The organism is Novosphingobium sp. 9U (assembly GCF_902506425.1).
GTDB lineage: Bacteria > Pseudomonadota > Alphaproteobacteria > Sphingomonadales > Sphingomonadaceae > Novosphingobium.
Genome location: NZ_LR732469.1, coordinates 443,523 through 463,467 on the forward strand (window position 1 = coordinate 443,523; position 19,945 = coordinate 463,467).

The window sequence follows — 19,945 nt, forward strand, 5'->3', positions numbered from 1 at the left end:
CCCGGAAGCGCTTACCCCGCGCTGATCGCCAGTGCCCCGTCGCCCTCGTCGATGTGCACGGTGGTGCCATCGGGGATTTCCCCACCGAGCAGCTTCTCGGCCAGCGGGTCCTGCAGGTAGCGCTGCACCGCCCGCTTCAAGGGACGTGCGCCGTAGACCGGGTCGTAGCCGACACGGCCAAGCCAGCGCTTGGCGGGCTCGGTGAGGTCAAGCGTGATCTTGCGGTCCTTGAGCAGCTTCTGCACCCGGCCGACCTGGATTTCAACGATCGGGCCCATCTCGCCCTGTCCGAGGCGGTGGAACAGGATTACTTCGTCCAGCCGGTTCAGGAACTCGGGGCGGAAGTGTCCGCGCACGATCTCCATGACTTGCGGCTCGACGCTGCTGACGTCCTGACCCTCGTCGAGGTTGGCGAGATACTGGCTTCCCAGGTTGCTGGTCAGGATGATCAGCGTGTTGGTGAAGTCCACCACCCGGCCCTGCCCGTCGGTCAGGCGACCGTCGTCGAGCACTTGCAGCAGCACGTTGAACACGTCCGGGTGCGCCTTCTCGACCTCGTCGAACAGCACGACCTGGTAGGGCCGGCGCCGCACCGCCTCGGTCAGCACGCCGCCCTCGTCGTAGCCGACGTATCCCGGAGGCGCGCCGATCAGGCGGCTGACGGCGTGCTTCTCCATGAACTCGCTCATGTCGATGCGCACCATCGCGTTGTCGTCGTCGAACAGGAACGAGGCCAGTGCCTTGGTCAGCTCGGTCTTGCCTACACCCGTGGGGCCGAGGAACAGGAACGAGCCCATCGGCCTGTTCGGATCCTGTAGCCCCGCGCGAGCACGGCGCACCGCCTTGGACACGGCGGTCACCGCCGCCGCCTGCCCGATCACGCGCGCGCCGATCGCGCTTTCCATGTTGAGCAGCTTCTCGCGCTCGCCTTGCAGCATCTTGTCGACGGGCACGCCGGTCCAGCGGCTGACGACGCCGGCGATGTCGTCCTCGGTCACTTCCTCACGCAGCATGGCATTGCTCGCCTGCGCCTCGGCCTCGGCAAGCTGGCGCTCCAGCGCGGGGATGGTGCCGTAGGAAAGCTCGCCAGCCTTGGCCAGGTCGCCCTGGCGCTGCGCCTGTTCCAGCTCCAGCCGCGCGGCGTCGAGCTGTTCTTTCAGCTTGCCCTCGGCCGCGATCTTGTCGCGCTCGTTCTGCCAACGCGTGGTGAGCTCGCTCGACTGCTGTTCGAGATTGCCGAGCTCTTCGCGCAAGGTCGTCAGCCGATCCTTTGAGGCGGTGTCGGTCTCCTTGGAGAGCGCCATTTCCTCGATCTTGAGCTGGATGATGCGACGGTCGAGCTTCTCGATCTCCTCGGGCTTGCTCTCCACTTCCATGCGGATGCGGCTGGCGGCCTCGTCCATCAGGTCGATTGCCTTGTCGGGCAGGAAGCGGTTGGTGATGTAGCGGTTGGACAGCGTCGCTGCCGCCACGATCGCGCCGTCGGTGATGCGCACGCCGTGGTGCAGCTCGTACTTCTCCTTGAGGCCGCGCAGGATCGAGATCGTGTCCTCGACCGTGGGTTCATCGACGAAGACCGGCTGGAAGCGGCGCTGCAAGGCGGCGTCCTTCTCGACATACTTCTGGTACTCGTCGAGCGTGGTCGCACCGATGCAGTGAAGTTCGCCGCGGGCGAGCGCCGGCTTGAGCAAGTTTCCCGCATCCATAGAACCCTCGGACGCGCCCGCGCCGATCAGCGTGTGCATCTCGTCGATGAACAGGATGATGTGGCCTTCCGCGCCCTTCACCTCGTCGAGCACGGCCTTCAGCCGCTCCTCGAACTCGCCGCGGTACTTCGCGCCGGCAATCAGCGAGCCCATGTCGAGCGCCATCAGCGCGCGGTCCTTGAGGCTGTCCGGCACGTCGCCGTTGGCGATGCGCAGCGCCAAGCCTTCCGCGATCGCAGTCTTGCCGACGCCGGGGTCGCCGATGAGGACGGGGTTGTTCTTGGTGCGCCGCGCCAGGATCTGGACGGTGCGGCGAATCTCCTCGTCGCGGCCGATGACGGGGTCGAGCTTGCCCGACCGCGCTGCTTCGGTGAGATCGCGGGCGTATTTCTTCATCGCGTCGTATGCGTTCTCGGCCCCCGCACTGTCGGCGGTGCGGCCACCGCGCAGCTGGGTGATCGCCGCTTCTAATGCGGGTGCGGTAAGGTTAGATGCGGCGAGCGCCTTACCTGCCTGCGTGTTCAGCGCCAGCGTCAACGCCAGAAGCATGCGCTCCACCGTGACGAAGGCGTCGTTCGACTTGGCGGCAAGCTGCTCGGCCTGGTCGAGCACGCGCACGGCGTCGTTGTCGAGGCCAGGTGTCGTCTGCGCGCCCGAGCCGCTAACGGCGGGGATCTTCTCCAGCGCGGCATTGACGCCGTCGAGCGCGAACTTGGGATTGCCGCCGGCGCGCTGGATCAGGCCGGCGGCCATGCCTTCGCTGTCGTCGAGCAGCGCCTTCAGGATGTGCTCGGGCGTGATGCGCTGATGGTTGAGCCGGATCGCAGTGGTCTGCGCGGCCTGCAGGAACCCTTTGGCGCGGTCGGTGAACTTTTCGAGATTCATGGTGGAATGTGTCCTCCTCTTGCGGCAGATGTGGTGTTGCTGATTGGCCACACAAGAGAGGTGGCCTGATTTTTGATGGGTGCGGTGGAGGTGTCGGCATGGAGCATGCCCACCAACCTGCTAGCGTCGGCATCGATGTACGAACTCGACGCCGTGCGCGTGTCCTTTGGCGGGGTTGAGGCCCTTGCCCGGACCAACTTGACCATTGCCAGGGGCGAGACGCTTGTGCTGCTCGGGCCCTCGGGCTCGGGCAAGTCGACGCTGTTGCGCTGCCTGATCGGGCTCTCGCCGTACCGGGGCACCTTGCGCTTCGATGGCGAGCCGGTGCGCGACTGGCGCGTGGTGCGGCAGCGCCTCGGCTACGTCATCCAGGAAGGCGGCTTGTTCCCCCACTTGTCCGCGCGCGGCAACGTGGTGCTCGCGGCGCGCGAGTTCGGCTGGGACGCTGCTAGGATCGAAGGACGCGTTGAGGAACTTGCGGAACTCGTCGATCTTGATGCGCAGCAGCTCGCCCGCTTTCCCGGCGAACTGTCGGGCGGGCAGCGGCAGCGCGTGGCGATGATGCGTGCGCTGATGCTGGCTCCCGATGTGCTGCTGCTGGACGAGCCACTGTCCGCGCTTGATCCGGTGACGCGATTGCGGCTGGCAGGAGAACTGCGCGACATCTTCGTGCGGCTGAACATGACGGTGGTGATGGTGACGCATAGCTTGCGCGAGGCGCGCTTCTTCGGCGGTCGCGCGGTGCTGATGCGCGACGGCGGGATCGTGCAACAGGGCAAGATTGCCGAGCTGGAGGAGCGGCCGGCGGATGACTTCGTGGCCGAGTTCCTGGCGGCGGAGGCGGCGTTGTGAGGCGGCCTTGTGAGATCCTAGCGCTGGTCCTGCTCATCTTGCTCGCTATTACCCCCACCCTCGCCCAAGCCAAACCCGTCACCATCGGCTCCAAGAAGTTCACCGAGAGCGTCATCCTCGCCGAGATGGCGCGGCTTGCACTCGAGCAGGCGCACGTCCCCGCGCAGCACCGCCGCGAGCTGGGCGGCAGCCGCATCCTCTACGATGCCGTCGCGGCCGGAGACATCGCCGCCTATCCCGAATACACCGGCACGCTGCGCTTCGAGATCTTCGCCGACCGCAAGCTGGCGAACGACGCCGCGCTGGGGCCCGTCCTCGCGCAACGCGGGTTCGCCCTGTCACGTCCGCTCGGCTTCAGTGACGGCTATGCACTCGCGATGCGGGCCGACACTGCCAAACGCCTGGGTCTGACCAAGCTCTCCGACCTCGCCCGACATCCCGAGCTGACGGTCGCCGTGTCGAACGAGTTCGTCGACCGCGCAGACGGCTGGCGCGCCCTCTCCGCCGCTTACAACTTTGGCGCCATCAAGGTGCGCGGCATCGACCACGACCTGGCTTATCGGGCCATCGCCGGCAGCCAGATCGACGTCACCGATGTCTACACCACCGACGCCGAGATCGCCGCCTACGGCCTCGTGGTACTGGAGGACGATCGTGCCTTCTTCCCGCGCTACGATGCCGCGTTCCTCTACCGCCGCGATCTCGATCCCCGCGCCGTCGCGGTGCTCGACTCGCTTGCCGGACGGCTAGACGAGGCGAAGATGCGCGAGCTCAATCGCAAGGTCCGCATCGACGGCATGAGCGAGACCGATGCCGCACGCGAAGCGCTCGGCCTGGCTGCGCAAACGCAGGACGACAGCCGCTGGCGCCGCCTGCTGGACCGCACGCGCGAGCACTTCGCCCTGGTCACCGCCGCACTGGCGCTTGCCCTGGTCGTTGCTCTACCGCTCGGCGTCGCCTCGGCCCGCCTGCCGCGATTGGGTGCGCTTGTGCTGCCACTGGCGGGCTTGCTGCAGACGATCCCCAGCCTGGCGCTTTTCGTCATGCTGATCCCGCTGCTCGGCATCGGTGCCGCGCCGACTATAGCAGCGCTGTTCGTCTATTCGCTGTTGCCGATCGTCAGGAACACGCACGCCGGGCTGACCGGCATAGCGCCGGCCCTGCTCGACAGCGCAGAGGCGCTCGGCCTGTCGCGCCGCACGCGCCTGCTGCGCATCGAACTGCCGCTGGCATTGCCGACGATCCTGGCGGGCGTGCGCACCGCGGCGGTGATCGCGGTGGGATTGGCGACGCTGGGTGCGATCATCGGCGCGGGCGGGTATGGCCAGCCGATCCTCACCGGCATCCGCCTCGCCAACAACGGGCTGATCCTGGAGGGCGCGATCCCCGCCGCCGTGTTCGCGCTGGTGATCGAGGGCGGGTTCCACTTGCTCGAACGCGCGATCACGCCGCGTGGGCTGCGAACATCGGCGCGGCGCTGATCGACACTACTGTCGATTACGCCCTTGGCGCGGCGCGGCGCAGCATCTAGCTTCGCGGGCAAACCGAACAACCAAGGACGAGGAACCAGCGTGGCCCAATTCACTCCCCAACAAGCGGCAGACGTCCTGGCGATCAAGCAGGTGATCTACGAGTGGGGCGACGAGCTCGACATCAACAACGGCCTCAAGATCCTCGACGCCGGCGTGCTGGCCGACGATGTGCGCTACTTCGTCGGTGGCGAGTGGCGCGAGGGCAAGCAGGCGGTCGCGCAGTTCTACCAGGGGCGCAAGGCGACGCTGGGCGACAATGCTCCGGTCATGCGCCACATCATCTCGTCGCTGCGGGTGTCGCTCGATAGCGCGGATCATGCCAAGGTCGGCTACCTCCTTGTGTTCTTCGCCAAGGCCGGAACACCGCCGTTTGAAGGCTATTGCGATCCTCTCGCGGTCGCCGACGTGAAAATGGAATGCACCCGCGGCGCAGATGGTGAGTGGCGAATTTCGCTGTTCGACAGCGGTCAGATCTTCAAGCGCTGACACCCGCGTCCTCTCCCCGCCGGGGAGAGGATACGATGACTTGAGAGCGCGAGCGAACTAGCCGAAGTTGGAGAGGGACATGCCATTTACGGCTCCCTCGCCAGCTTAAGCCGCCGCGCCTCTGCAAGCGCTAGCTCCTTTGGGAGCAAGCTTCGTTATCCTCTCCCGATGGGGAGGGGAGGGGATCTTAACGCAGCACTGGCCCTGTCTGCGCAAGCTGCTACACCCTTCCCCATGCGTCACCTCACGACTGCGGCCCTGCCCGCTCTTGCCGCCGCCCTTGCCCTCTCGGCCTGCGCTCAAACCCCCGCTCCCCCGACGGCAAGCTCTCCTCCGCCGACCAGCCAGGCCGCCTCGCCCAAGGACCTCGTCGCCGCGGTCGACATTCCATTCGAGAAGTTCACGCTGGCGAACGGCCTGACGGTCCTGGTCCACACCGACCGCAAGGCGCCGGTAGTGGGCGTCACCACCTACTACCGCGTCGGCTCCAAGCACGAACCGCGCGGCAAGACCGGGTTCGCGCACCTTTACGAGCATCTGTTCTTCGGCGGCTCGGCCAACGTGCCCAGCTTCGATATCCCGCTGGAGGCCGCCGGCTCCACCCCCACCAACGGCTCCACCTGGTACGATCGCACCAATTACGTGGAGACGGTGCCCACCGGCGCGCTGCCGCTGGCGCTGTTCATGGAAGCCGACCGCATGGGCCACCTGCTGCCCGCGGTCACCCAGGACAAGCTCGATAAGCAGCGCGGCGTCGTCCAGAACGAGAAGCGCCAGGGCGACAACGAGCCTTACGGCCTGCTCAGCTACGCCGTGGGCGAGGGGCTGTTTCCGGTTGGCCATCCCTATCGCCACGAGACGATCGGCTCGATGGCCGACCTCGACGCCGCTACGCTGGGCGACGTGCGCAAGTGGTTCACCGACCACTATGCCCCCAACAATGTCGTCCTGGCGCTGAGCGGCGACATCGACGCCGCCACCGCACGACCGATGGTGGAGAAGTACTTCGGTGCCATCCCGCGCGGTCCCGAAGTCCGCCCTGTTCAGGCGCTACCGGTCACGCTTTCTGCCACGCAGACGCGCGAGATGACCGATCGCGTGCCCGTCACGCGGGTCACTCGCAACTGGAGCGGCCCGGGCCTCAACGATGCCGACTCGCCCGCACTGGAGATCGGCCTACACATCCTGGGCGGCCTTGCCAGCTCGCGGCTCGACAATGCCTTGGTGCGCGGCAAGGAAGTGGCCGTTTCCGTCACCGCCAGCGCGCAGACTTTCGAGCAGGTCAGCTTCCTGCAAGCGACGATGGACGTGAAGCCCGGCACCGATCGCAAGCAGGCAGAGGCCGCCTTCGATCAGGTTATCAGCGCCTTCGTGCAGCAAGGCCCCAATGAGGACGAAGTGCGCCGCGCGGTGATGAGCGTTATCAGCGGCGAGATCGGCGGCCTCGAAGTCGTCGGCGGCATGGGCGGCAAGGGCGCGACCCTGGCCGAGGGCGAGCTCTATTCGCACGATCCTGCCAAGTACAAGGAAGACCTGGCGCGCATGGCCGCGCTCACCCCGGCAGACGTGCGCAGCGCGCTGCAGCGCTGGCTGACGCGCCCGGTGGTCTCGGTTGCGGTCGTCCCCGGCGAGCGGACCGAATCGGGTGAGACCAAGGGCGGGTGGGGCGACGAGGGCAGCACCAAGCCTGCCCCCGTCGACCCCAAGGCGCCAGCGGCAAAGCTGCCGCCCGCCCCCAAGCTCAGCGAGCCACCTGTCGCGCCGATCGCCGACCTCGACTTCCCCACGGTCGAGCATGCGACCTTGTCGAACGGCATCCCGGTGGCGCTCGCGCGCCGCACCGCGATCCCCAAGGTGGTGCTGTCGATCGCTTTCGACGCAGGCTTTGCCGCCGATTCGCTCGACACGCCGGGCACGCAGGCGCTGATGCTCTCGGCGCTCGAGGAAGGCACCACCACTCGTGATGCCACTGCCATCGCCGAGGAGCAGGAGCGGCTGGGCGCCTCGATCAGCACCGGCGGCAGCCAGGACCGCAGCAACGTCGGCCTGTCCGCCCTCACCGCCAACCTGGCACCGTCGCTGGCGCTGCTGGCTGACGTGGTGCTGCACCCGGCATTCCGTCCGGCCGACGTGGCGCGCGTGCGCGACCAGCAGCTCACGGCCTTGCAGCAAGTCCAGGCCTCGCCCCAGGCGCTGGCCCAGCGCACGCTCGACGGACTGGTCTATGGCGCGCACCCTTATGCGCTACCGTCGGACGGCCTCGGCACCCCGGCCGCCGTTGCCGCGCTGAGCCCGGAGTCGCTGCGCGCGGCGCATGCCAAGTGGCTCCGCCCCGACCTCGCGCGCATCACCGTGGTGGGCGACATCACCATGGAGCAGCTGAAGCCCATGCTGGAGGCGGCGTTCAGCGGCTGGAAGGTCCCTACCGCTCCCGCGCCGCACAAGGCGCTCGATGCCGCGCTGCCCCGGCAGCAGGCGCGCATCGTCGTGCTCGATCGTCCCGCCTCGCCGCAGTCGTACATCGCCGCGGGCCGCGCGCTGCCGATCCAGGGCACGACGCAAGGGACCGAGGCGCTGAACCTTGCCAACGACGTGCTGGGCGGCGGCTTCCTCTCGCGCCTGAACGGCGACTTGCGCGAGGACAAGGGCTGGAGCTACGGCGTCTACAGTGCGGTCTCACGGCCGATCGGTCCACGCACGCTGCTGGTCAGCGCACCGGTGCAGACCGACAAGACCGGCGCCTCCGTCAAGGCGATCCTGGCCGACATGGCCGCCTTCCCCGCTAAGGCCCCACCCACCCCGGTCGAGCTCCAGCGCGTCACCGAAGGCGCGATCCGCGGCATGCCCAACTCGTTCCAGACCAACGGCAGCGTGCTGCAGGCGATCGAGAACAACGACCGGCTTGGACGCCCCGACGACTACTATGAGACGCTCGCCAGCACTTATCGCAAAATCGATTCGCAGCAGATCGAAGCCGCGGCGCGCCAGTACTTGCAGCCGGACGGCATGACGATCGTTATCGTTGGCGACCGCAAGGCCGTCGAGCCACAGCTCACGGGCCTGACCGTGCCGATCGAATACCGCGCCGCGCCGGCCCTTGCCAACGATGGCGCGGAGGGTGGTGCGGCCGCACCTGAGACAAAGGACACATCGCAATGAGCGCCGCCGGAACCTGGGACATCCGCATCAAGACGCCGATCGGCGACCAGACCGCACGCGTCACCGTCGCCCCCGATCACATCGGCGGCTTCACCGGCACGATCAGCGGCGATCCCGGATCGATGGACATCGCCGGCAAGATCGATGGCGATCGGCTCACCTGGAGGATGAAGACCACCAAGCCGATGCCGCTCGACCTCGACTGCAACGCGCTGGTCCAAGGCGACACGCTGGAGGGCGGAGTGAAAGCCGGCATCTTCGGCACCATGGCGCTGACCGGCACGCGGGTTGGGTGAAATTAGGCGCAACTGGCCGCTTTCCCATGCTTGCGGGTTGCCAAAGCCGGGCACCTCTGGTAGCCGCGCGCCGTTGTCGCCAGTCCTGACCGGGACTCAAGCGGCGTTCGCATTCGAAGATTTCATGGGTTGTCCCGCCAAGTGGCTGCGCGGGACGGCCTCGTTTCGCATTTTGTGAGGTTGGTTAGTTTATGCAAATTCTCGTACGGGACAACAACGTCGATCAGGCCCTTCGCGCTCTCAAGAAGAAGCTGCAGCGTGAAGGCGTGTACCGCGAGATGAAGTTGCGCCGTCACTACGAGAAGCCGAGCGAGAAGCGCGCGCGTGAGAAGGCTGCCGCCGTTCGCCGCGCTCGCAAGCTGGAGCGCAAGCGCCTGGAGCGCGATGGCGCGAAGTAGGATTTGCGCGGTTTATCGCGGGAAGCGCCCGGCTTCCCGCTTGATGACCGCACCGTCCTGAGCCATGAGGGCGCGGAGGCGATCCGCGCCCTTTGCGTATCTGCCGACAACCAGTTCATGAGGCCTTTCGAGACATGACCGAGATCACCCGCGTCCCGCTCCAGCCGATCGCCCGTGGCAGCCTGACCAAGCTGTGGGTCGGCATCGCCGCCGTTGCGCTGCTCGCCGGTGGCGTGGCCTGGGCCGCGATGCCTGCGTCGGTGGACGTCGACACGATCAAGGCCGGTGCCGGCGAGTCGCCGACGCGCGAAGACGTCGCGCTGGTGAACTACAAGGGCACGCTGCCCGATGGTAAGGTGTTCGACGAGGGCAAGCAGGCCGTGCTGCCGCTGGCCGAAGTCGTCCCCGGCTTCACCAAGGCGCTCGAGCAGATGCAGCGCGGCGGCAAGTACAAGGTCCATATCCCCAGCTCGCTGGCTTACGGTGACAAGGCCGCAGGCCCGATCCCGGCAAACACCGACCTCGACTTCGAGATCGAGCTGCTGGACTTCAAGAGCCGCGCCGACATCGAGCAGCAGCAGCGCATCATGCAACAGCTGCAGCAGATGCAAGGCGCGGGCGGTATGCCGGGCGCGGGCGCTCCTGGTGGCCCTGCCGGCGCACCCGGCGCAGCACCGCAAGGCGTCCCGCCGACGCAGTAAGCTTACCCGTGCGGCTGGCACGCCGCGCTTGAGGCTTTGGGAGGCGGGTGCTAGCTGCCCGCCTTCACGCTTTCTCGGACATGAGGACCAACCATGTCGGTCGATACCGCAATCGTGGCGAAGATCGCCTCGCTCGCCCGCATCAAGCTGGGCGCCGCCGAAGTCGAGGCGATGGTGCCTGAACTGAACGGCATTCTGGCCTGGGTCGAGCAGCTCGGCGAAGTCGACGTGACCGGCGTCGAGCCGATGACCGCCGTCATTCCCAACACCCTGCGCCTGCGCGACGACGTGATCGATGCCGATCCGCTCACCGGCGGCGGCGTGCGCGACAAGGTCCTCGCCAACGCTCCCGCAGCCGAGCACGGCTTCTTCGGCGTGCCCAAGGTGATCGAATAAGCATGACCGATCTGACAGACCTCGGCGTCGCCGCCATCCGCTCTGGCGTGACCTCGGGCCAGTTCACCGCCGTCCAAGTGGCCGAGGCGTTCAACGCCAATGTCGCTGCCGCGCAGGACGCGCTGAACGCCTTCATCGTCGCCACGCCGGAAAAGGCGATCGAAGCCGCACAGGCCGTCGATGCCAAGCGTGCCGCGGGCGAGCCGCTCGGCAAGATGGGCGGCGTGCCGATCGGCATGAAGGACCTGTTCGCCACGGCCGGCATCCAGACCACCGCCGCCAGTCATATGCTGGAAGGCTTCGTGCCGCAGTACGAGAGCACCGTCAGCCAGAAGTTGTGGGACGCCGGCGCGGGCATGCTCGGCAAGCTCAACCTCGACCAGTTCGCGATGGGCTCCTCGAACGAGACCAGCTACTTCGGTAACGTCGTCAGCCCTTGGAAGCGCAACGACGGCGGTAATGCCGCGCTCGCGCCGGGTGGCTCGTCAGGCGGCTCCTCCGCCGCCATCGCAGCGCGGCTGTGCCCGGCGGCAACCGGCACCGACACCGGCGGCTCGATCCGCCAGCCCGCCGCCTTCACCGGCATCACTGGCATCAAGCCCACTTACGGCCGCTGCTCGCGCTGGGGCGTCGTCGCCTTCGCCAGCTCGCTCGACCAGGCCGGACCGATGGCGCGCGACGTCACCGACTGCGCAATCATGCTGGAGGCCATGGCCGGGTTCGACCCCAAGGATTCGACCAGCCTCGACTTGCCGGTGCCCGCATGGGAGGCCGGCCTCGATACCGACCTCTCCGGCAAGACCGTGGGCATCCCGCGCGAGTACCGCATGGACGGCATGGACGCCGACGTTGCCAGGTCATGGGATGACGGGATCGCTTGGCTGAAGGATGCCGGCGCGACCATCGTCGACATCTCACTGCCTCACACCAAGTACGCGCTGCCCGCCTACTACATCATCGCGCCAGCCGAAGCCTCATCCAACCTCGCGCGCTACGATGGCGTGCGCTATGGCTTGCGCGATCTGCCCGAGGGCGCCGGCCTGCAGGACATGTACGCCGCCACGCGCGAAGCCGGGTTCGGCGCGGAAGTAAAGCGGCGCATTCTGATCGGCACCTACGTGCTCTCGGCCGGCTACTACGACGCCTATTACACCCAGGCGCAGAAGGTCCGGGCGCTGATCGCGCGCGACTTCGAAGCCGCGTTCCAGAAGTGCGACGTGATCCTGGCGCCGACTGCTCCGTCCGCCGCCTTCGCCCTCGGCGAGAATGTCGATGATCCATTGTCGATGTACCTCAACGACGTGTTCGCGGTGCCTGCCAGCCTTGCCGGCCTGCCTGCCATGTCGGTCCCCGCAGGACTGAACCGGGAGGGCCTGCCGCTCGGTTTGCAGATCATCGGCCGCGCGTTCGACGAGCAAGGCGTGCTCAACGCAGGACTGGCGATCGAGCAGCGGGCGGGCTTTACGGCGCGGCCTGCGAAGTGGTGGTAAGGCTCGGCTGAACCCGGAGGCAGCGCGCGGGCTGCGACAAACTCAGCGAAGCAGTCGTGGGTGCTTGGCACTTCTAAGCTTCAGCGCTTACCCGCCGAAGCTTTGCCCGACGCTGCTAAGGCTGAGCATGTCGAAGCCCGCCAGCTAGCGCTCGCCACCAAGAACATCCACTACGGACGCAAGTACCTTAGCGCCGATTTACACAACACCACCTCACGAATACTCTCGCCGGCATGCAAAGTGCCCGTGTCGACTGGCTGGACGTAGCGCGCGGGGTCGGCATTCTGCTCGTCGTCGCAGGACATGCCGAGCGCGGCGTGGTTGCCGCGGCGATGACCGGACCGCCGCGCTTCGGCACCTGGGACCTGGCGCTCTATACCTTCCACATGCCCTTGTTCATGCTGCTGGCAGGGATCAACGTCCCGGCGTCCTTAGCCAAAGGCGCCCGCCCATTCCTCGCGGCCAAGTGCTGGACGGTGCTCTACCCCTATGTGCTGTGGTCGCTCATCCAGGGCATGCTGCTGATCGCGCTCTCGGGCATGACCAATACACAGGCGCGCTGGACAGACCTGCTGGCGATCGCCTGGCAGCCGCTCTCACCCTTCTGGTTCTTGTACGCGCTTTTCGCCTTCATGGTGCTGGTCGTGCTGGTCCGCAATGCGGTCGCCCTCGCCGCCTTGGCGGTTGCCGCGCTGATCGTCAGCGGTCTGCTGGAGCGTGAGAGCCTGGTCCATCAGATCACCTACATGCTGCCCTTCTTCGTCATCGGCGTGCTCGGATCGGAGCGGATCAAGGCGCTGCCCCTGCCCCTGCAAGCCGGGCTGGCGCTCGCGGTCGCGTGGCTGCTGGCGTTCCAGATCGTGCCGCGCACCGATACCATGCCCTACCTCACGCCTTGGTCATTCCCGGCGGCGCTCGCCGGCATCGGCGTCGTCTTCGCGCTGGCGCAGGGGATCGGCGGCCGGCTCAAGGGCGGGCTGATGGCCCTGGGCGAGGCGTCGATGAGCATCTACGTCATGCACATCATGGCCAACGCGGGCACCCGCATTGCCTTGACCAAGCTAGGGCTGCCGCTGCCACAGTGGGGGCTCATTGCCGCATGCACCAGCGTGGGCGTGCTGGGGCCTTTCGCGGCGCACCAGGTGCTGCGCTCGCGCGGATTGTTGCCGGTGTTCGGGCTTGCTCGTCCGGTGCGGCGTAAGGCGGAGTTCCCCCTGGCCAGGCCTGCGTCTGCCTGACGATCCCCGCACATGCTTTCACTGCACCATGCCGGTTCGTGTCGTACGGAAGAATGGTCGTTACCCGATGTGGGAATGCAAGATCCCCCACACCCAAATCCCACTTTGCGTCCCGCGCCGCGCCTTTGTATAGCGGCCTCATGTCAGACAGCACATACCGCATCCAGGGCGCCACCGGTGAGTGGGAGGTCGTGATCGGCCTCGAAGTCCACGCACAGGTCACGTCGAACTCAAAGCTGTTCTCCGGCGCGGCGACCGCGTTCGGAGCAGAGCCTAATTCGCAAGTCAGTCTGGTCGATGCCGCGATGCCGGGCATGCTGCCTGTCCTCAACCGCGAATGCATCCGCCAGGCGGTGCGCACCGGCATGGCGATCGATGCGCAGATCAACACCTGGTCGCGGTTCGACCGCAAGAACTACTTCTATGCCGACCTGCCGCAGGGCTACCAGATCAGCCAGCTCTACCATCCGCTGGTGGGCGAGGGATCGCTGACCGTCGATGCCGACGAGAAGGCCGGCATCCCCGAGGCAAAGGTCATCGGCATCGAGCGCATCCACGTCGAGCAGGACGCGGGCAAGCTGATGCACGACCAGCATCCGACGATGTCCTATGTCGACCTCAACCGCTCGGGCGTGGCGCTAATGGAGATCGTCAGCCGCCCCGACATGCGCTCTCCTGCGGAGGCAGGCGCTTACGTAGCGAAGCTGCGGCAGATCCTGCGCTACGTCGGCTCGTGCGACGGCAACATGGACCAGGGCTCGATGCGCTGCGACGTCAACGTATCGGTGCGCAAGCCGGGTGAGGAGTTCGGCACACGAACCGAGACCAAGAACGTCAACTCGGTGCGCTTCGTGATGGCCACGATCGAGCATGAGGCTTCCCGCCAGGTCGACGTGCTGGAAAGCGGCGGCAAGATCGTTCAGGAAACACGCCTGTTCGATCCCGGGACGGGCACAACCCGCTCGATGCGATCCAAGGAAGACGCGCACGATTACCGCTACTTCCCAGATCCCGATCTGCTGCCGCTCGTGCTCGACGATGCGTTCCTGGAGGACTGCCGCAACTCGCTGCCCGAACTGCCCGATGCCAAGCGCGCGCGCTATGAGGGCGAGCTGGGCCTGTCGCCCTACAATGCGGCCGTGCTCACCGCCGATGTCGAGACTGCACGCTGGTTCGAGCTGCTGCTGGGCGAAACCGCGACAGCGCAGGGCAAGCAGCCGGCCGACGTCGCCAAACAGGCGGCGAACTGGCTGATCTCCGAACTGTTCGGCGCGCTCAATAAGCTCGGCAAGGATCTGGAGAGTTCGCCGATCAGCCCTTCGGCCGGCGCGGAACTGCTGGCGCTGGTCGGCAAGGGCACGATCTCGGGCTCCATCGCCAAGCAGGTGCTGGAGAAGATGCTGGAGAGCGGCGACGGCGCCGCCGCGATCGTCGAGCGCGAAGGGCTCAAGCAGGAAAGCGACACGGGCGCGATCGAGGCCAAGGTGGACGAGATCCTCGCCGCCAACGCCGACAAGGTCGAGCAGTATCGCGGCGGCAAGGAAGCGCTGTTCGGGTTCTTCGTTGGCCAGACGATGAAGGCGATGCAGGGCAAGGCTAACCCCCAAGTGGTGAACGAGATCCTGAAGGCCAAGTTGGGCTGAACTAGCGCGGCAGGCTAGCGTCGTCCCGAGCTCGACCCGGGACGACGTGGCCCCGCTTTCTTCCGAAACATTTGGCTTGTCGCCGCGCCCGGTCTATGGGCCACACCATGCCGCAGCCACCGCAACCCTCGTTTCTGACAGCCTCGCTGCTTGTCGCCGCCGGTGGCGCGATCGGTTCGTGGCTGCGCTTCTGTGTCGGACGCGTGTGGGTTTCGGCCATCGGCCCGGTCCGTGCGAGCGCCTTTCCGTGGAGCACGCTGACCGTCAACGTCACCGGCAGCCTAGCCATGGGCCTGCTGGTGGGCTGGCTTGCGCGTCATGGCGCCGGTGAGGCGACACGGCTGCTGCTAGCAGTCGGCGTGCTCGGCGGTTTCACCACATTCTCCTCCTTCAGCCTGGAAGTCGTCTCCCTGATCCAACGTACCCAACCGGGCCTCGCGCTCGCCTATCTCGCTGCCTCGCTTGGCGCCGGCCTGCTCGGCCTGACCGCCGGCCTCTTGGCTGTACGAGGCGCCGCGTGAGCAAAGGTCCCGCCCAAAGCGACAACGTGCGCCAGTTCAAGGTCGGTGCCGACGACGACGGCGTTCGCCTCGACCGCTGGTTCAAGCGCCACTTGCCCCAGGTCGGCTTCGCTACCGTCTCGCGCTGGGCGCGAACCGGGCAGATCCGCGTCGACGGTGGCCGCGCCAAGGTGGACACGCACCTCGTGGCCGGCCAGACCCTGCGCGTGCCGCCTGGCGGTGACAAGGACGCCGGCCGGCCAGCGCGCCGCGAATTGACGGAGGCGGAACTCGAACTCGCCGACTCGATGGTGCTGACGCAAGACCGCGCGGCCATCGTGCTCAACAAGCCGCCGGGCCTCGCCACGCAAGGCGGCAAGGGCATGACCGAGCACGTCGATGGGCTGCTCGATGCCTTCGCGCAAGACGGTGGCCCCCGCCCGCGGCTGGTCCACCGGCTCGACAAGGACACCTCGGGCGTGCTGCTGATCGCGCGCACGCCGGGCAGCGCGGCCTACTTCTCCAAGCGTTTCTCGGGTCGCTCGGCGCGCAAGATCTACTGGGCGCTGGTGGTGGGCGTGCCTTCGATCGAAGACGGCATGATCGAGCTGCCGCTGAGCAAGCAGCCCGGCACAGGCGGCGAGAAGATGCACGTCGATGTCGAGGGCGGCCAGTCGGCCCGCACCCGCTACCGCGTGCTGGATCGCGCGGGCAACGCCGCCTGCTGGGTCGAGCTGCACCCGCTGACCGGCCGCACGCACCAGCTGCGCGTGCACATGGCGGCGATCGGACATCCGATCGTAGGCGACGGCAAGTACGGCGGCCAGGATGCGTTCCTCACCGGCTCGATCAGCCGCAAGATGCACCTGCACGCCCGTCGGTTGATCATCGATCATCCCGACGGCACCCCGCTCGACGTCACCGCTCCCCTGCCCGAGCACTTCGCCATGGGTATGGAGCAGTTGGGCTTCGACGAGGCTGACGGCGCCGACATCCCCGAGCCTCGCGCGGAGGACACCCGCGAGGACAAGAAGCGGCTGGCCAAGGCGCATGCCAAGCAGTTCCGCAAGGAACGCCGCGGCGAGCGCCGCTCGCGCGGGGGCGACGCGCCGGAGCGACCGGGACCGAGCAGGTCAGGTCCGAAGGCCGGAGCCGGCAAGCCGAGCGCCGCCAAGTCTTCCGCCAAACCTCCCAAAGCCGGCAGACCGAGCGGCGACAAGCCTGCGCCGCGCGGGCCCGGCGCCTCTCGCCCGGCGAGCGGCAAACCTGCTGCAAGGACCGGCGCTCCACCGCGTGGTCCATCGGGAAGGCCGTCCGCACCGCGGGGCAAGCGCTGATGCGGAGCCTGCCGGCGTGAAGCTCGCCGTGTTCGACTGCGATGGCACTCTGGTCGATGGCCAGGCGCCGATCTGCGAGGCCATGGAGGCCGCATTCGCCTCGCAAGGACTGACCGCGCCCGAGCGACCGACCATTCGCCGCGCCGTCGGCCTCTCGCTCCCGCAGGCCATGCGCGCGCTGCTGCCGGGCCGCGACGAGGCCCTGCATCATGCGCTGGCGGAGCACTACAAGACGGCGTTCCGTACTGCGCGGAGCGACGGGCGCGTGTCGCAGCCGCTGTTCCCCGGGATCGCGCAAGTGCTGCATAGGCTGGTTGAGGCAGGCTGGACGCTCGGCGTCGCCACCGGCATGTCCGACCGCGGTCTTGCGCATTGCCTGGCTGACAACGACATCGCCGCGCTGTTCGTCACGCTCCAGACCGCCGACCGGCACCCATCCAAGCCGCACCCGGCGATGCTGGAGGCCGCGCTGTTCGAAGCGGGCGCGCAAGCCGGCGAGGCAGTGATGATCGGCGACACCTCGTACGACATGGCGATGGCGCGCGATGCCGGCGTGCGCGGGATCGGCGTTGACTGGGGATACCACCATCCGCACGAACTGCTCGCATCGGGCGCCGAAACGGTGGTCGAGAGCCCGGCCGCGCTGTCGGCGCTGCTGCTCGCTTGATGGCTCGGCAGGAGGTCGATCCGGCGCGCGGACGCTTCTTCACGATCCAGGCCGTGCGGCTGGCGGGCGTCGCTTTCGTGGTGGTCGGCATGCTAATCGCCTCGCACCGCATCGCCTTGCCCGGTAGGTTGCCGTCCTGGCTCGGCTACCTGCTGATCGTCAACGGGCTAGTGGACGTCTTCGTCATTCCCGTAAGGCTCGCGCGCAAATGGAGATCGCCGGAGTGAAGCGCTTCTACAAGGCCGTGACCGTCGAGATGCAGGACGGCGGTTGGCGCGTGCTATTGGACGGACGCGGGATCAAGACTGCCGCCGGGGCCGTGCAAGTCGTGCCGACGCAGGCGCTCGCCCAGGCGCTTGCCGCCGAGTGGGAGGCGCAAGGCGAGACGATCGACGCGACCACCTTTCCGCTGCGCGACCTGACGGACTTTGCGATTGATGCCATCGCCGGTGGGAAGGAGGACGCCGTCACCGCCCTGCTTCCTTACGCCGAGACCGATACGCTGTGCTATCGTGCCGATCCGGACGAGCCGCTGCACCGCCGCCAGTTAGACGCCTGGGAGCCAGTGCTGACGCGCGCCGAGCAGCGGTTCGGCGTCCACTTCACGCGCGTGTCGGGCATCGTCCACAAGCCGCAGCCCCCGCAAACGCTGGCCAGCTTGCGCGCCGAGCTGGAGGCGAAGGATCCCTTCACCCTCGCCGCCCTGCGCATGCTGGCGAGCCTCGCCGCCTCGTTCGCCATCGCGCTGCTGGCGATCGAGCCCGACGCCGATGTTGGCGGCTTGTGGGATGCTGCGAGCCTCGAGGAAGAGTGGCAGGCCGAGCTCTGGGGTCGCGACGAAGAGGCAGAGGAACACCGTGCGCAGCGGCGCGACGCCTTCGCGCTGGCGGCACGGTTCGCGGCACTGGCGCGGAGCGGCTGAGCTCAGAACGATAAGGCGGGAGAGAGATCGTGGGCAAGAGCATCGAACACGTGATCGCCGAGTCCGAGATCAGGGACGTCCACTTGCGTTACTGCCGCGCCAACGATCGGCGCGACGAGGAGCTGATGCGCAGCTGCTTCCACGCCGATGCGGTGATCGAGCTGCACAAGGGGCTGGACTTGGAGGCGTTCCTGGCGCTCGGCCGTCAGATCCTCGCCCAGTACACGGTGACCTGGCATAACACCGGCAACCAGCTGGTCGAGGTGCATGGCGATGCCGCCTGGGCCGAGCACTACACGATCTCCTCGCACCGCATCGCCGCTGACAATAAGGGCCCACTGCGCGACTGGATCGCGCATGGCCGCTACATCGATCGCGTGGAGCGGCGCGATGGCGTGTGGCGCATCGCGCGGCGCAAGATGGTGGTGGATTACACCCGCATGGATCCCGTCGGCGAGGGCGAAGCAGGCCTGGGCAGCGGCGGCGGCTCGAGCGATCGCAACGATCCGTCCTTTGCGATGCGGTTGGTGTGAGCGCGGGTAGGTTGCGAGGAGTGCTATGACCACGAACTACCAGGATACCTTCATCACCGTCTCGCCCGACTGCGGCCTCGCCGCGGCCAATCGTACACCGAAGCCGGGCTCGGTGGCGGCCCAGCAATTGGAACGGCTGCTTGCTGCCCCTTACACGCTGACCAGCGACGATCTGCTGTTCGCCGTGCATGCCGCTCGCCACGAAGCGCCCGAGGCCGAGCATGCGGCGTTGCGCGCAGAGTTCGAGAGCAAGCCGCGCGCCTGCCTACGCGCTTCGCCACTGGTGAAGACGCACGGCTGGGGCTTGCACCACGATTGCCAGGGGCGAGTGGCGGCAGTTGCGATCGAGGATCCGGACTATGCAGTCCTGCTCGCGGATCCCGCGCTGAAGATCAGGGCAGGAATGCGCAGCAAGCGCTGACTTGGCCGGCCATGTCGTCCCGGGCTCGACGCCGGACCGGTTCGGCAACGATGGAACTCTCGTAACAACGCCACCACGGGAGCTTGCGAGATGGCGAAACCGGTCCCGGATCAAGTCGGGGACGACGATGCACCGCTGACGGTGCCTTACTGCGTCAACCAGCTTGCGACCTGCCCGGCGACATCGTTGCTCGCTTGGCCAAGCGCCGCGGCGACTGGCTCGGCCTTGGCCTGGATGCCAGGCACCACCGACTCGAACCGGCGCGAGGTGATGGCACCGCCCTTGTCCTGGCGCTGGATGTCCACCCGGACCACGACCGACTGCGTCGGCGCGTCGTAGCCCATGGCCAGCAGGCGGCCAGTCACCATCGTCCTGCCGACCACGTCGAAGTCGCCGTCCTCGACGACGAGCCGGCTGGTCTTGGCGCGCAGCGTCTCGGCGAGCAGGCTGCGGAACTGGCGCGAGGGCTTCTCGACCCAGGCGACGTCCTGCAGGTAGGCGATCGTCGCTGCGTTCACCCGCACGGGCACGCGCAGCATCTCCAGGCTGCGGTCGGACTCCGGGTCCATCAGCACGATGGCATCGGCGCCGGTGCCGGTGGTCGCCGGGCCCACTTGCGCCGATGTCGCGGGCACCAGGCTGATCAGCTGCTTGGGCGCCTTGCCGCCAAGGCCGAGGCAGCCCGAGAGCATCAGGCTGGAAGCCAGAGCAAGCGTGGAGCCGATGAGGCGGCTGTGCGGACGGTGTGCGGACATGCGGCGTGCCTCTTCCCTGTTCTTCGGC

20 protein-coding genes are annotated in these 19,945 nt (G+C 67.4%); 18 read left to right on the forward strand and 2 right to left on the reverse strand.

Annotated features, from left to right (window positions below):
- Positions 1–11 precede the first annotated feature (11 nt).
- Positions 12–2,591: an ATP-dependent chaperone ClpB gene (gene clpB, locus GV044_RS02025; protein WP_159864748.1), complete on the reverse strand. Its 2,580-nt coding sequence runs from the start codon at positions 2,589–2,591 to the stop codon at positions 12–14.
- A 105-nt stretch (positions 2,592–2,696) separates the two neighbouring features.
- Here clpB and GV044_RS02030 point away from each other — a divergent pair, with 105 nt between their 5' ends.
- The 18 genes from GV044_RS02030 to GV044_RS02115 all read left to right on the forward strand — a co-directional run bounded on the left by GV044_RS02030 (position 2,697) and on the right by GV044_RS02115 (position 19,162).
- Positions 2,697–3,443 carry an ATP-binding cassette domain-containing protein gene (locus GV044_RS02030; protein WP_236554617.1) on the forward strand — a complete coding sequence of 249 codons (747 nt, stop codon included), beginning with the start codon at positions 2,697–2,699 and terminating at the stop codon, positions 3,441–3,443.
- Positions 3,440–4,924 carry a glycine betaine ABC transporter substrate-binding protein gene (locus GV044_RS02035; RefSeq protein ID WP_236554619.1) on the forward strand — a complete coding sequence of 495 codons (1,485 nt, stop codon included), beginning with the start codon at positions 3,440–3,442 and terminating at the stop codon, positions 4,922–4,924. The genes GV044_RS02030 and GV044_RS02035 overlap by 4 nt, the downstream gene beginning before the upstream one ends.
- 90 nt (positions 4,925–5,014) lie before the next feature.
- Positions 5,015–5,461, forward strand: a complete 447-nt coding sequence (locus GV044_RS02040; protein ID WP_159864751.1) for a nuclear transport factor 2 family protein — start codon at positions 5,015–5,017, stop codon at positions 5,459–5,461.
- 234 nt (positions 5,462–5,695) lie between these two features.
- Positions 5,696–8,620 carry a pitrilysin family protein gene (locus tag GV044_RS02045; protein ID WP_159864754.1) on the forward strand — a complete coding sequence of 975 codons (2,925 nt, stop codon included), beginning with the start codon at positions 5,696–5,698 and terminating at the stop codon, positions 8,618–8,620.
- Positions 8,617–8,916 (forward strand): hypothetical protein, encoded by a 300-nt coding sequence (locus tag GV044_RS02050; protein WP_159864757.1) that lies wholly within the window; start codon positions 8,617–8,619, stop codon positions 8,914–8,916. Before GV044_RS02045 ends, GV044_RS02050 begins: the two co-directional genes overlap by 4 nt.
- A 191-nt stretch (positions 8,917–9,107) precedes the next feature.
- Positions 9,108–9,314 (forward strand): 30S ribosomal protein S21, encoded by a 207-nt coding sequence (gene rpsU, locus GV044_RS02055; protein WP_091145878.1) that lies wholly within the window; start codon positions 9,108–9,110, stop codon positions 9,312–9,314.
- 134 nt (positions 9,315–9,448) lie between these two features.
- Complete coding sequence (locus tag GV044_RS02060; RefSeq protein ID WP_159864760.1) at positions 9,449–10,015, forward strand: FKBP-type peptidyl-prolyl cis-trans isomerase; 567 nt, start codon at positions 9,449–9,451, stop codon at positions 10,013–10,015.
- 93 nt (positions 10,016–10,108) lie between these two features.
- Entirely contained in the window at positions 10,109–10,411 is a 303-nt protein-coding gene (gene gatC, locus GV044_RS02065) for an Asp-tRNA(Asn)/Glu-tRNA(Gln) amidotransferase subunit GatC (protein ID WP_159864763.1), read from the forward strand.
- Between the two features lie 2 nt (positions 10,412–10,413).
- The gene (gene gatA / locus GV044_RS02070; protein WP_159864766.1) at positions 10,414–11,901 is read left to right on the forward strand and encodes an Asp-tRNA(Asn)/Glu-tRNA(Gln) amidotransferase subunit GatA; all 1,488 of its coding nucleotides are present in this window, start codon (positions 10,414–10,416) and stop codon (positions 11,899–11,901) included.
- A 233-nt stretch (positions 11,902–12,134) separates the two neighbouring features.
- Positions 12,135–13,139: an acyltransferase family protein gene (locus tag GV044_RS02075; protein WP_159864769.1), complete on the forward strand. Its 1,005-nt coding sequence runs from the start codon at positions 12,135–12,137 to the stop codon at positions 13,137–13,139.
- Between the two features lie 140 nt (positions 13,140–13,279).
- Positions 13,280–14,782 carry an Asp-tRNA(Asn)/Glu-tRNA(Gln) amidotransferase subunit GatB gene (gene gatB / locus GV044_RS02080; protein ID WP_159864772.1) on the forward strand — a complete coding sequence of 501 codons (1,503 nt, stop codon included), beginning with the start codon at positions 13,280–13,282 and terminating at the stop codon, positions 14,780–14,782.
- Positions 14,783–14,889: 107 nt separating this feature from the next.
- Complete coding sequence (gene crcB / locus GV044_RS02085) at positions 14,890–15,303, forward strand: fluoride efflux transporter CrcB (RefSeq protein WP_159864775.1); 414 nt, start codon at positions 14,890–14,892, stop codon at positions 15,301–15,303.
- Positions 15,300–16,619, forward strand: a complete 1,320-nt coding sequence (locus GV044_RS02090) for an RluA family pseudouridine synthase (protein ID WP_159864778.1) — start codon at positions 15,300–15,302, stop codon at positions 16,617–16,619. The genes crcB and GV044_RS02090 overlap by 4 nt, the downstream gene beginning before the upstream one ends.
- 16 nt (positions 16,620–16,635) lie before the next feature.
- Positions 16,636–17,286, forward strand: a complete 651-nt coding sequence (locus GV044_RS02095) for an HAD-IA family hydrolase (protein WP_159864781.1) — start codon at positions 16,636–16,638, stop codon at positions 17,284–17,286.
- Positions 17,286–17,513: a hypothetical protein gene (locus GV044_RS02100; protein WP_159864784.1), complete on the forward strand. Its 228-nt coding sequence runs from the start codon at positions 17,286–17,288 to the stop codon at positions 17,511–17,513. Before GV044_RS02095 ends, GV044_RS02100 begins: the two co-directional genes overlap by 1 nt.
- Positions 17,510–18,208, forward strand: coding sequence for an ATP12 family chaperone protein (locus GV044_RS02105; protein WP_159870708.1), 699 nt, complete (start codon positions 17,510–17,512; stop codon positions 18,206–18,208). Before GV044_RS02100 ends, GV044_RS02105 begins: the two co-directional genes overlap by 4 nt.
- A 29-nt stretch (positions 18,209–18,237) precedes the next feature.
- Positions 18,238–18,741, forward strand: a complete 504-nt coding sequence (locus tag GV044_RS02110) for a nuclear transport factor 2 family protein (RefSeq protein ID WP_159864787.1) — start codon at positions 18,238–18,240, stop codon at positions 18,739–18,741.
- A gap of 25 nt (positions 18,742–18,766) precedes the next feature.
- Positions 18,767–19,162 (forward strand): DUF6157 family protein, encoded by a 396-nt coding sequence (locus GV044_RS02115; protein ID WP_159864790.1) that lies wholly within the window; start codon positions 18,767–18,769, stop codon positions 19,160–19,162.
- 146 nt (positions 19,163–19,308) lie between these two features.
- On the opposite strand, the gene GV044_RS02120 is transcribed toward GV044_RS02115, so the two are convergent.
- Positions 19,309–19,917, reverse strand: coding sequence for an ABC-type transport auxiliary lipoprotein family protein (locus tag GV044_RS02120; protein WP_159864793.1), 609 nt, complete (start codon positions 19,915–19,917; stop codon positions 19,309–19,311).
- Positions 19,918–19,945: the final 28 nt, after the last annotated feature.

Coding starts and splice junctions, on each gene's coding strand:
- GV044_RS02100 (WP_159864784.1), top strand. CDS start 17,286: ATGGCTCGGCAGGAGGTCGATCCGGCGCGCGGACGCTTCTTCACGATC.
- crcB (WP_159864775.1), top strand. CDS start 14,890: ATGCCGCAGCCACCGCAACCCTCGTTTCTGACAGCCTCGCTGCTTGTC.
- GV044_RS02030 (WP_236554617.1), top strand. CDS start 2,697: ATGCCCACCAACCTGCTAGCGTCGGCATCGATGTACGAACTCGACGCC.
- GV044_RS02045 (WP_159864754.1), top strand. CDS start 5,696: ATGCGTCACCTCACGACTGCGGCCCTGCCCGCTCTTGCCGCCGCCCTT.
- GV044_RS02075 (WP_159864769.1), top strand. CDS start 12,135: ATGCAAAGTGCCCGTGTCGACTGGCTGGACGTAGCGCGCGGGGTCGGC.
- GV044_RS02060 (WP_159864760.1), top strand. CDS start 9,449: ATGACCGAGATCACCCGCGTCCCGCTCCAGCCGATCGCCCGTGGCAGC.
- gatB (WP_159864772.1), top strand. CDS start 13,280: ATGTCAGACAGCACATACCGCATCCAGGGCGCCACCGGTGAGTGGGAG.
- gatA (WP_159864766.1), top strand. CDS start 10,414: ATGACCGATCTGACAGACCTCGGCGTCGCCGCCATCCGCTCTGGCGTG.
- clpB (WP_159864748.1), bottom strand. CDS start 2,591: ATGAATCTCGAAAAGTTCACCGACCGCGCCAAAGGGTTCCTGCAGGCC.
- rpsU (WP_091145878.1), top strand. CDS start 9,108: ATGCAAATTCTCGTACGGGACAACAACGTCGATCAGGCCCTTCGCGCT.
- gatC (WP_159864763.1), top strand. CDS start 10,109: ATGTCGGTCGATACCGCAATCGTGGCGAAGATCGCCTCGCTCGCCCGC.
- GV044_RS02050 (WP_159864757.1), top strand. CDS start 8,617: ATGAGCGCCGCCGGAACCTGGGACATCCGCATCAAGACGCCGATCGGC.
- GV044_RS02120 (WP_159864793.1), bottom strand. CDS start 19,917: ATGTCCGCACACCGTCCGCACAGCCGCCTCATCGGCTCCACGCTTGCT.
- GV044_RS02115 (WP_159864790.1), top strand. CDS start 18,767: ATGACCACGAACTACCAGGATACCTTCATCACCGTCTCGCCCGACTGC.